The 10,913-nt window shown below is 65.0% G+C and carries 13 protein-coding genes and 3 tRNA genes; 1 reads left to right on the top strand and 15 read right to left on the bottom strand.

Features of this window, described 5'->3' with window-relative positions:
- Positions 1-767: 767 nt before the first annotated feature.
- The 10 genes from ACESNG_RS24025 to ACESNG_RS23980 all read right to left on the bottom strand — a co-directional run bounded on the left by ACESNG_RS24025 (position 768) and on the right by ACESNG_RS23980 (position 6,740).
- Positions 768-839, bottom strand: a tRNA-Lys gene (locus ACESNG_RS24025).
- Positions 840-876: 37 nt separating this feature from the next.
- Positions 877-950: transfer RNA gene (locus ACESNG_RS24020), tRNA-Arg, on the bottom strand.
- 85 nt (positions 951-1,035) lie between these two features.
- Positions 1,036-1,109, bottom strand: a tRNA-Pro gene (locus ACESNG_RS24015).
- 132 nt (positions 1,110-1,241) lie between these two features.
- Complete coding sequence (locus ACESNG_RS24010) at positions 1,242-1,889, bottom strand: non-canonical purine NTP pyrophosphatase (RefSeq protein ID WP_373071236.1); 648 nt, start codon at positions 1,887-1,889, stop codon at positions 1,242-1,244.
- A 56-nt stretch (positions 1,890-1,945) separates the two neighbouring features.
- Positions 1,946-2,680 (bottom strand): ribonuclease PH, encoded by a 735-nt coding sequence (rph, locus tag ACESNG_RS24005; protein ID WP_373060145.1) that lies wholly within the window; start codon positions 2,678-2,680, stop codon positions 1,946-1,948.
- 43 nt (positions 2,681-2,723) lie between these two features.
- Positions 2,724-3,212: a D-glycero-beta-D-manno-heptose 1-phosphate adenylyltransferase gene (gene rfaE2, locus ACESNG_RS24000; protein ID WP_373060141.1), complete on the bottom strand. Its 489-nt coding sequence runs from the start codon at positions 3,210-3,212 to the stop codon at positions 2,724-2,726.
- Complete coding sequence (lptE, locus tag ACESNG_RS23995; RefSeq protein WP_373060139.1) at positions 3,206-3,736, bottom strand: LPS assembly lipoprotein LptE; 531 nt, start codon at positions 3,734-3,736, stop codon at positions 3,206-3,208. Before lptE ends, rfaE2 begins: the two co-directional genes overlap by 7 nt.
- Positions 3,711-4,397, bottom strand: a complete 687-nt coding sequence (locus ACESNG_RS23990; protein ID WP_373071234.1) for a hypothetical protein — start codon at positions 4,395-4,397, stop codon at positions 3,711-3,713. The genes lptE and ACESNG_RS23990 overlap by 26 nt, the downstream gene beginning before the upstream one ends.
- Positions 4,398-4,447: 50 nt before the next feature.
- Positions 4,448-6,322, bottom strand: coding sequence for a peptidylprolyl isomerase (locus tag ACESNG_RS23985; protein ID WP_373071232.1), 1,875 nt, complete (start codon positions 6,320-6,322; stop codon positions 4,448-4,450).
- Positions 6,312-6,740: an acyl-CoA thioesterase gene (locus ACESNG_RS23980; protein WP_373059357.1), complete on the bottom strand. Its 429-nt coding sequence runs from the start codon at positions 6,738-6,740 to the stop codon at positions 6,312-6,314. The genes ACESNG_RS23985 and ACESNG_RS23980 overlap by 11 nt, the downstream gene beginning before the upstream one ends.
- 129 nt (positions 6,741-6,869) lie before the next feature.
- On the opposite strand from ACESNG_RS23980, the gene ACESNG_RS23975 reads away from it, so the two are divergent.
- Positions 6,870-7,673 carry a UDP-2,3-diacylglucosamine diphosphatase gene (locus ACESNG_RS23975; RefSeq protein ID WP_373059359.1) on the top strand — a complete coding sequence of 268 codons (804 nt, stop codon included), beginning with the start codon at positions 6,870-6,872 and terminating at the stop codon, positions 7,671-7,673.
- Here the strand turns inward: ACESNG_RS23975 and murI are convergent.
- The 5 genes from murI to secF form a co-directional block, all read right to left on the bottom strand.
- The gene (gene murI, locus ACESNG_RS23970) at positions 7,587-8,408 is read right to left on the bottom strand and encodes a glutamate racemase (RefSeq protein ID WP_373059361.1); all 822 of its coding nucleotides are present in this window, start codon (positions 8,406-8,408) and stop codon (positions 7,587-7,589) included. The genes ACESNG_RS23975 and murI overlap by 87 nt on opposite strands.
- Before the next feature lie 5 nt (positions 8,409-8,413).
- Positions 8,414-8,992: a hypothetical protein gene (locus ACESNG_RS23965; RefSeq protein WP_373059363.1), complete on the bottom strand. Its 579-nt coding sequence runs from the start codon at positions 8,990-8,992 to the stop codon at positions 8,414-8,416.
- A gap of 14 nt (positions 8,993-9,006) precedes the next feature.
- Positions 9,007-9,396 carry a RidA family protein gene (locus ACESNG_RS23960; protein ID WP_373059365.1) on the bottom strand — a complete coding sequence of 130 codons (390 nt, stop codon included), beginning with the start codon at positions 9,394-9,396 and terminating at the stop codon, positions 9,007-9,009.
- 51 nt (positions 9,397-9,447) lie between these two features.
- Positions 9,448-10,239 (bottom strand): TatD family hydrolase, encoded by a 792-nt coding sequence (locus tag ACESNG_RS23955; protein WP_373071230.1) that lies wholly within the window; start codon positions 10,237-10,239, stop codon positions 9,448-9,450.
- Positions 10,240-10,244: 5 nt separating this feature from the next.
- The coding region (gene secF / locus ACESNG_RS23950) for a protein translocase subunit SecF (RefSeq protein ID WP_373059369.1) at positions 10,245-10,913 on the bottom strand (669 nt) is incomplete at its 5' end.

The following is a 10,913-nucleotide window of genomic DNA, read 5'->3' as shown; positions in this document are numbered from 1 at the left end:
TTAACTACTCAACAGATTTGATATCTCGCTGCAGCCCTGAAGAAGCCGCAGGTCAGTGATACCGTCCTGTACATCCAACGATCTCGAACTTCGATTGTCAAATAGCGGTCCCGCTTCCCTACTATCACCTCGTAACCGCTTGCGGCTACGTTAGTTACTCTTTTGTCTTTCGCCGCCGTTTAGGTGGCAGCCTCAAATAATACCCAGAAGAAGGGAGAAAGTCAACCCCGATTCTTCGACCGCTTCGCGCAATGTGTGTGCGCTAAAGACAGCAGAACTCCCGACTTCCCTTCCAGCAGCAGCGTTCAACGAACTGAATCGGTTCATACTGCGGGGTCGCAAATTTTCAGTGTTGCTGCGCGTTCCGCAACCCCCAGTTTCTCCTTATCTCAACCGAACTGGTCGCCTACTGGCGGTACGCACAGCCGATCGTCAGTGAGCAACAAAAAAGCAGCAGCTCAGAGCGGCCGCCGCGGTCCGATGCTTTCAGCATCGGGGAGGTCCGGGTCGACAACCCGGCAGCATCTAGAAGAGAACTCGTGTTCGGTCGATGCAACGATGATCGTGTACCGCACGGCTCACATGGGAGCCTGCCAGACGACACCACCAGCAACCAACAAACCAAGTACCAACCAGCCTGACAACGACAGAAAAACTCGGAGAGCTTTACCGCGCCGAACCTCGGAACGCGTTCGATTCGAGCATCAAACGACCGCAACGTTCCGCCCAACCTCACACCGGCATTCTAACACCGGCACCATCAAAAGTGCACCCTCTAGGACTCGAACCTAGAACCTACTGATTAAGAGTCAGCTGCTCTACCATTGAGCTAAGGATGCGATCCCGAACGACACTTCGCGTGCGACACCACCGTGACGCGCCAGGAGGGACTCGAACCCCCGACCAACAGCTTAGAAGGCTGCCGCTCTATCCACCTGAGCTACTGGCGCCTGCTTTGCCGCTGGTCCCCCACGCGGGGTCCCAAGCATGGATCCCTTGCGGATCCGCCACGTTTTAGCACTTCCTACCACGAGATCGGGGCGGCCGGATTCGAACCGGCGACCTCCTGCTCCCAAAGCAGGCGCGATACCGGGCTACGCTACGCCCCGCAGATCAGCGGCCGCTTATGTTAGCCTGCTGGTGCGCCGAGGTCAACGGGGGCTCGCAAATCCGTTGCATCGTGCTGAACGCACCATGAAAGCACAGTACACGCCCGCACCACCCACACCAATGCCCGGCGATCAGATCGCACGTGCGAACCGCGCGCGCACGGCATCCTGCTGCAGCAATGCGATGAAGGCACGACCGCGGTGACTCACGCGCGCCTTCGCCTCGCGCTCCACCTCAGCGAACGTGGCGCCAAGGTCGTCCGAGAGGAAATAGGGATCGTATCCGAATCCGGCAGTCCCGCGTGCACCCTCCAACAACTGGCCTGTGGTTTCTCCGCGAACCACCGCCTCGCGCAGTGCATCCTCATCGCCCCAGACACACGCCGCCGCGCAGACATACCGCGCGCGACGCGACATCGGTACGGTGTGGATGGCCGCCTCTGCCAGCGCGTGCTGCAGGAACGCATTGTTCGCCGCATCGAGCGACGCGCCGTGCAGATCCGTCCGACCGGACCAGCGCTTGCTGTGCACGCCAGGACGACCTCCCAGAGCGTCGACGGCCAGCCCGGAGTCATCCGCCAGCACGATCGCGCCGGTCAGTCGCGCAAAGTAGCGTGCCTTGGCGAGGGCATTCTCCTCGAAGGAGTCGAACACCTCGAGTGCGTCTTCGTCCGGCGATTCCGTGACACCGAGGTCGGCCAGCGTCACGACCTGCACGCCGACCGACGTCATCAACGGCACGAGTTCCTGCACCTTTCCCTCGTTCCGCGTCGCGAGCACGACGCGTACTCCCGTCGCCGTCTCGTGACCGGGTCCACGCGACGGCATCAGCGCCTTCAACGCGGCTGGGGGAACGGCCCGCTCAACGTCTGCAGCTGCATGGCGTCGAGCGTCTCAATGCCCCGTACGGCAATCGACAACAGCGCATCGAGTTGCTCGCGCGCAAACGTGCCGTGCTCACCCGTACCCTGCACCTCGACGAATCGCCCTTCGCTGCTCATCACGACGTTCATGTCGACGCCGGCACGCACATCTTCCTCGTAGTCCAGGTCGAGACGCGGCTGATCGTCCACGAGGCCGATGCTGATCGCGGCGACGCGGCGACGCACCGGCGAGACGGGAATGCGGCCAGTCTGCACCATCCACGTGAACGCGTCATGCACCGCCACGCAGGCACCGGTGATAGCGGCGGTGCGCGTGCCACCATCGGCCTGCAAGACATCGCAATCCACCTTCACGGTGAACTCGCCGAAGCGGAAGTCGTCGAGCATCGCACGGACACTACGGCCGACCAGACGCTGAATCTCCTGCGTGCGCCCGCCGATCTGCTGACGCTCACGCGACGACCGCGTTTTGGTAGCGCGCGGCAGCATCGAGTACTCCGCCGTCACCCAGCCTTCGCCCGAGCCACGGCGCCAACCGGGAACACCCGTCTCCACTGACGCGGCACAGAGCACGCGCGTCTGGCCGAACGACACCAGGCAGGAACCTTCTGCATACGGCACCGCCCCGCGCTCGAGCTGCACCGGTCGCGTCGCATCGGTGGCGCGCCCCACACGCGAGGAGAGCAACGGGCGCTCGTCGTTCGTTCCGTCAGATCCGTTCACGGCAGCGTCAGCCACGCAGTTTCTCGATGGTGGAAGTAGTGGAGTGACCGTCGACGAGCGGCATGACCACCACGCGTCCACCGCGTGCCGTCACGAGATCCGCGCCGACGATTGTATCTGGCGAATAGTCGCCGCCCTTCACGATGACATCGGGCTCGATGGCCTTCACGAGATTGAACGGAGTGTCTTCGTCGAACACGACGACGGCGTCCACGGCCTCGAGCCCCGCGAGGACGATCGCGCGCTCGGCCGACGTGCGAACAGGACGCGCCGGCCCCTTGAGCCGCTTGACCGACGCATCGCTGTTCACGCCGACGAGCAACGCGGCGCCTTCGCGACGCGCGCAGTCGAGCATGTCGAGATGGCCTGGATGCAACAAATCGAACACACCGTTCGTGAACACCAGCGCCCCGCGAACCGAGCGTCGCCAAGCGGCCGCCGCTTCCAACGTCATGACTTTGGACGACGGGAATCGGGGGCCATCGCGCGTCACCATTGCGATTGCACTCCTTCCACGAGATCGGAGATCAAGCTTTCGAGCGCGTTCTTGCGTCCGACCACTTCACCACCCTCGGCGTACTGCCCTTCGCGTTGCAGCCCGCTCTTCTTGAGCAACGTCCGTCCCGTGGTTTGGTCGATGATCTCGACATCGATGACAATCAGGAGCCGTCTCCGCGTCGAGGTGGTCTGACGACTGTCCGCACTGACACCGGACGGCAGATCGACGTCGTACTTCACGAGCGTGCCACGCACCACGACATCGGCCCGCGCCGCCGGCGCCTCACGCAGATTGAGGCGATCGCGCAGCGCCGCGCGAAGCTGTTCGAACACCTCGCGCTGGAGCTCGGGCACCGCCGTCTGATTGTCGAACGGTTCGATCGCGACGGTCTTGAGCTGCTTCGGCAGTCCACCGCCCCCAGAAAATCCGTAGCACCCTGACCACAGCAGCGCGCCAAGCAGCAGAGCGGGAACGCTCCGTGCGGCGAGCGCTATCCTACGGACGGCGCCAGATGGCGTCATCGAATCCCTCGACGGTCGTGGTATCGGTCACGGCAATGGCCAGACGCCGCTTGCCTCGCTCATGAACATACTGCAGTTGCCACTGTCCGTTGGCCCCACGACGCCTCGACATCCATTCGATGACCTTGCCGTCTTCAATCCGCTCGACCCTCGCCAGCGCGGTTCCGCCAAAAGCCAGTCGCCACGCGCGCCCATCCGCCAGCGACGCGTCACGCCCCCGCAGCACGCCAAGATCGGCGCGCAGCGTGTCCCCGTCGATCCGCGCAGTCGTATCCTGAGTGGGCGGCAGAGCCAGACGGCCCAAGCTGGACCACAGCAGTGGGACGGGCGGCAGCAGCCGTTTCACCAGATCGATCCCAGGCACGGTCAGTGAATCGCCGACCAGGATGGCATACCCCCCCGTCATGCCGTTCTTCAGGAAGAAGTCGAGGCGCGCTCGATCTGGCGACTGCACCCGCACGGCCCCGTCACCGTTCGCCTCGAACGTTTCGTCTTGGTACGTCCAGGTGAAGCGCAAGATCTGCGACCCGGCCGCCATCGCTGTTGGCGGCAGCACGGCGCGTGTCGGGGATCCCGAAAGCGGACGCGCCGCGGGGGCGCAGGCGATCATCGGCGCCGCCAGCAAGGCCATCAGCGGGGTGAGCGTCCTGAGTGGAGTCACGGTACACGCTCGTGGAACATGAATGGGCGAGGGTCGGGGTGTGGGCCAGATCACTGAATGCGGATGCGCACCATGCGGTCACCTTGCACGATGCGGTCCATGACCTCGAATCCGGACAACACGCGTCCGAAGACGGTATAGGCGCCATCGAGATGCGGCTGACTCGAATGGCACAGGTAATACTGACTCCCGCCGGTATCCGGTCCCGATGTGGCGAGTCCGAGGCAGCCCCGCTCGTGGCGTTTTCGAGAGAAGCTCTCGCGGAGCGAGAACCCGGGGCCGCCGCTCCCATCGCCTCGGGGATCGCCATCCTGCACAACGAAGTTGGGTACCACGCGATGGAAGACCGTGTTCCGGTAGAAGCCGTCCTTGGCGAGACGGATGAAGGCCTCGACCACCAACGGCGCTTCGCGCCCGTAAAGTTGCAGCATCACCACGCCATGATCGGTCTCGATGATGGCGACGGGCTGGCGGCTACCGGCCGCGCCCCACTGGCGCACCAGCTGCTCGTAGACGGCTAGCGGTCGCGCGACCAGAGAGTCCGGCGCCAGCCGTCGCGGCGGACGCGCCGCGGTGTCCCGGGGCGTGAGCAAACGCTGACCGACTGCGCGCACGATCGAGTCACGATCGACGCTGGCGCGTTGAGCGAGGACGCGCACGCGCGGCGCGAGTCTGCCATCGATGTTGGTCGCGACTCGTTGCAGCGCCGCCGTGCGCACCCGCGCATCGGCATCCGCGATAAAGGACTCTGCCGAGCTCACTCGATCGATGTCACTGGCACGGGCGCGATGCTCGAGTGCCGCCAGACGATAGCGCCAATCGGCGTGCTGCTGCCAAGTGGCCACTTCGGCATCAAAGATCGGCAGCGCAAGCCGACGCACATGGGCAAGCATCAGGCGACGAACGGCCAGCAGCGTGTCACGCTCCCACGCGCGACGCCATCGCAGGGAGTCGCGACCGAAGACGACGGACAAACTGTCGGCGGCGGCGACGCGGACGTTCGCGACCGAGTCGGCGAGTCCGATCTGCACGTCATCGAGGGCCGACGCACCGTACGTGGAGACGCTGCCGGCGGCATTCGCGCGTACTCGCCAGTCTACGTCACGCATGAACGCGTTCAACGCCTCGCGCGCGGGTACGGCGAGGGAATCCCCCACCGTGGAGCGTGTCAGCGCACGGGCGACGGACTGCCGCACTTCATCGTCGGCGTGCGCACGCATCGCGAGCAGCGCGCGCACTCCGGCCGGTGCGCGCAATCGTCCGATGACGTACGCGGCGGAGCGCACGACTTCGGCGGAGGTATCGGCAAGCCACGGCGCGACCAGGGCAATCGGCGCCGGGCGCAACTTCACGGTGGCCAGCACGAGCGCGGCACGAACGGGTGCGTTGCGTAGCGATGCGGAACTCGCGCGCCGTGGCGCGTCGAGACCATCGCCCAGCGCGACCGAGAGCACGGTGCGCGCTGGCTCGCCGATTTCGCCCAGTGCCCACGCGGCTTCCCGGGCAACGGCATCGGGTGCGCCGCCAATCGCACGCGCGAGCGAGACGACGGCTTGGGTGTCCTTCGCGACGCCGAGTGCGTATGCCGCATTCGCCGCAATGAGGGTATCGCCGTCGGTGAGCAGTCGACGCAGCTGGGGGAACCGCGCACGCATGCGCAATTGGCCAATCGCGAGCGCGGTGCGGGCGCGGCGATCGGGATCGGCGTCGGCGAGCAGGGTGTCGACGAGCAGCGTATCCGCCCGACGCACATCGAGCATCGCCATGAGACGTGCATCGTGTCGGACGTCGAGCGCTGACGGGCGCGTGGCACTGTCGCGCGGGCGACCGCCGATGTTCGCGCTGGCACAGCCTGCCCCTGCGATACTCCCGCCGATCATGATCATCGCCACCATGCGTCGCGCCGTCGCGCGGTCAACGCCCATGGTCAGCCGGCATGACTGCCGCCTCGAGTAACGCTCGCACGTCGCGAGGCATCGCGGCCAAGCGGCCGGACCTGTCGATGGACACCAACGCCGTCGTCGCCGATACCAGCAGCGCATCGGTATCAGCACGCATCACGCGATAGGTGAAGGAGAGGCCGCGTGAGCCTGCCGTGGTGAGTCGCGTGTACACGCGGATGGGATCGTCGTATCGGGCCGAGGCGTGAAAGCGCATGGTGACATCGGAGACGGCAAGGAGCACGCCTTCGCGTTCGAGCTCGGCGTAAGACTTCCCCAGTGCGCGAATGAAGTCGGTACGACCAAGCTCGCACCACACCAGATAATTGGCGTGGTACACAACGCCCATCTGGTCGGTCTCCGCATAACGCACGCGCAGTTCAGAAATGGTTTCGGACGCCATGGCAGGCATTGGGGACACCGGTTCTGGCCGGTGGAATAGGGAACTGGGAAGATGCCCTCTGCCGGCGCGGTCGCCAAGCGGCGGTCCCGTGCGTTTGTGGCCCCGTCGCCGAACGGTTAGACTGCCAGCGTGCTCCACACTCCGACACTGGTCATCGGCGACGCACATCTCGGCGTCGCTTCGCAGGACGCTGAGCGTGCCCTGCTACGGTTCCTGCGCGACGTGCCTGCGCGCGCCCGTTCGCTGGTGATCATGGGCGACCTTTTCGATTTCTGGTTTGCGTGGCGACACGCCATGCCGCGCACCGGATTTCGGGTGTTGGCCGCGCTCGCCGACCTTCATGACGCAGGGATCCCGGTCCTGTGGATCGGTGGGAATCATGATTGCTGGGGCGGAGATGCGCTCATGGCCGAAACGGGAGCGGAGTACACGTTGCACCCGTGGACCGGCACGATCGGGCCCTGGCGGACCGAGCTGACGCACGGCGACGGGCTTCGCGGCGTAGAGGACGCGCCATATCGCCGACTCCGTCGCGTATTGCGCCATCCATTGGCGATCCGCGCCTTCGGCATGCTGCATCCCAATCTCGCGTCGCGAGTCGCGCTCGCCTCTTCGCATACCAGCCGTGCGCGGCGCGCGGGCGACGAAGGCCGCGGATTGCTGGCGATAGGTACGCAGTCGTTGACGGCGCCGGGCGGTCCGTCACTGGTCATTCACGGCCACTCTCATGTGCCGATGTTGCGTCGCGCGGGACGCGGCTGGTATGCGAACGCCGGGGCTTGGTATCTCGATCAACAGTATTTGCTGATCGAGAGCGATCGCATTTCCCGGCGCGCGTGGCGCGACTCAGGTGAAGACGTGGTACTCGACAGCGGTGAGCGGAACGTCGAGGAATCGCCCGCCGAGAGTGAGGAAGTGCTGCGGCGCATCTGACGCGACGACGCGGTGCACGGGCCCTGCATCGTGCTGTCCGGCGGGATCTTGCAGCAGTCCGCGGTCGCTGAGCACGCGCTCCACTTCCGCTGCCGTTTCCTCGGCGCTGTCGATGAGCCGGACGTCGGGTCCCATCTCGGCGGCAATCACCGCTGCCAGCAGCGGATAGTGCGTGCAGCCGAGGACCAGGGTATCCACCTGTGCGTCGCGCATTGCCGACAGATAGTCGTGCGCGATGAGCCGAGTGGCTGGGTGGTCGACCCATCCCTCTTCAACGAGCGGCACGAAGAGCGGGCATGGCGCGGACAGCACTGTCACTGTGGGCGACTGCTGCTGAATGGCTCGGACGTAGGCCCCTGATCCAATCGTTCCGCTGGTGCCGATGACACCAATCGGTCCGAAACGGCTAGCGCGCACTGCGGCCCGCGCACCAGGCTCGACCACGCCGATTACCGGCACCGGAAGCGCCGACTGGAGCGCCTCCAGTGCGTGCGCGGTCGCCGTGTTGCAGGCGACCACGATGCACTTCACACCCTCCTGCACCAGCCACTCGCCGATCTGCAGCGCATAACGCCGCACCGTCTCCGGACTCTTCGGGCCGTAGGGGACGCGCGCGGTGTCACCGAAATAGAGCAGCGATTCCGACGGCAGCCGACGCATGAGGGCATTGGCGACTGTGAGGCCGCCGAGGCCCGAATCAAACATCCCGATGGGCGCACGGCGAGCCGCGTGCATGCCGTTCAATAGCGAATGGTGACGACGAATACCGCGCCCGAAGGGCGCGGGAACGCCGACAGCTCCACAGGCACGTCCCATAGCTGCGCCGACACGAATGCATCAGCTCCAGCAAACAGGTGATTGAACGCCACGACGGCAAGCCAGTCTTCAACGTGCAAGCGCCGCGTTCTCACCAGATCGCGGGTAAAGCGATTGGTGAAGCTGCCGTTCTTGATCACCGAATCGCCGGCAACGAGATACTGATTGGGTAAGGTGTCAATCTGATAGCGGCGCGCTTCACGCAGGTCCATCCGGCTGCGTCGCACCATGACGATGGCGGCGAGCTCGATACTCGCGAAGAGTGCGCCAGAGGTTCCACGATCGAGACGTGACTGCCCGTATCCCGGAAGCAGCGACGAGTAAAGAAAGGCGCGCTTGGGTGTGAGCGGCGGCGTGAATCGGCCGCGCTGCGTGAGCGGTGCTCCCGTGACCGGTGGAACGGGCTTCGCCATCACCGTGTCGCGCTGCTGCGCAGCGAGCGGGGCGCCCATCGGCGCTACCAGAGTCACCACCAGCAGCGCGCACGGAATCAGACGAAGCATGCCTGTGATACTCCTCAACGAGCAGGGAGAGCCGCGACAAGTTCGATCTCGACGCTCACATTCCGCGGCAGCCCGGCAACCGCCACGGTGGAGCGAGCCGGACGGGCGTCACCCAGCACTCGCGCGTACACGGTATTCATCGCGACGAAATCGTCCATGCTCCTTAAAAAAACCGTCGTCTTCACGACGTCCTTCCAGGTTACGCCGGCTTCGTCGAGCACTGCCGTGAGGTTGGAGAGCACTCGCTCAGTCTGCGCCGTCACATCTCCTGTCTCGATCTCCATGGACGTGGGATCGAGCGGGATCTGGCCCGCCGTGAACAAAAATCCGTTGGCACGAACCGCCTGCGCATATGGTCCGATAGCCTTCGGTGCGTGGTCGGTGTGGAGCGTCTCGATGGACATGTCGTGAGGGCGCAGAATGGTGATCAGGAACGGCGGCAAAAGCGGCGCCATCTACGCGATGAGCACGGCGTCGGGCAGGTCGAACAATTCCTTCGTGTTGCGGAGCGTCTGCCAGCCAAGGGCCTCCACCTGTTGGCCCCGAACGGCGGCCAATCGTGCCAACGTGAGGCTGACAAATGCCGACTCGTTACGCTTGCCGCGGTGTGGCACGGGGGCAAGATACGGCGCGTCGGATTCAGCGAGCAGGCGATCGTCTGGCACCGCTCGCAATAGCGCCTCATCGGTCCAACTTTTGAACGTGATGATCCCGCTGAACGAGACGTACCAGCCCACGGTCAGCGCCGCCTCGGCGAGCGCGATCGAACCCGTAAAGCAGTGGAGGACGCCACGCACGTTGGCGATCTCGGCGCGCCTCAGGAACTCGAAGGTGTCCGCTTCGGCCTCGCGGGTATGCAACACGATCGGCTTCCGCAGTTCCTGGGCAAGCGCGAGTTGCGCATCGAGCGCGTGCAGCTGGCGTTCGCGCGGCGCGTGATCGTAATGCGTGTCGAGGCCGCACTCGCCGACCGCGACGGCACCATTGGCGACGGCATCACGTATCGCCTGCGGGTCGGTTGCTTCATCCCATGACGCCGCGTCGTGGGGATGGACGCCGGCGGTAAAGAAGACGAAGCCGGCGTGGCGTGCGGCCAGCAACTGAGCGCGGCGGGCCGTGGCCGCCGATTCACCGATACAGACAAGGGCCCGCGCACCTGCTGCGCGGGCCCGCTCGATCACCGCGTCCGCTTCGTCAGCGAACGCGGGATCGGCCAAATGCACATGACTGTCGGAGAAGACGGTCACGAGCCTTACCGCGTGACGAGGCGCTCCGACTTCCGCGGACGGGTGTCGCCCGAGTTGTCGTTACCCGCGTTGACCGCCCGGCTGGTCGAGTCGGACGTGGTACGCGGATACTTCGACTCGATCCAAATGAGCAATGGACCGGCGACGTAGATCGACGAGAAGGTGGCCACGAAGACACCGAACGCCATCACCCAGGCAAACGGACGGATGACTTCACCGGCGATGAAGAGCAGCGCCAGCGTCGCCGCAAGCGTAGTGGCGTGCGTCATGACAGAACGCGGCAACGTTTCGTTGATGGCGCGGTCCAGGACGCCCGCGAGGGTTTCGCCCTTCAAGCGCTTTTTCAGGTCTTCACGAACGCGATCGAAGATGATGATGGTGTCGTTGGCCGAGTAGCCGAGCAACGTCAAGATGGCCGCAACGACCGTGAGCGACACCTCGATGTCGAACATCTTGATGAACGCGAAGGTGACCAGGATATCGTGCGACGTAGAGAGCACGGCGGCCGCGCCGAAGCGCCAGTCGAAGCGGATCGCGAGGTAGGCGAGCGTGATGAGCGACGCGAGCAGCATGGCCGTGAGCGCGCCCGAACGGAGCTCACTGCCGACCTTCGGTCCGACCGCTTCGGTGCGCACGATCGCCACGTTGCCGGCGCCGAACTGCTGTTCGAGCGC

The organism is Gemmatimonas sp., from assembly GCF_041689975.1.
GTDB lineage: Bacteria > Gemmatimonadota > Gemmatimonadetes > Gemmatimonadales > Gemmatimonadaceae > Gemmatimonas.
Note: the sequence above shows the minus strand (reverse complement) of the source record. Positions and strands in the feature narration are given on the sequence as shown.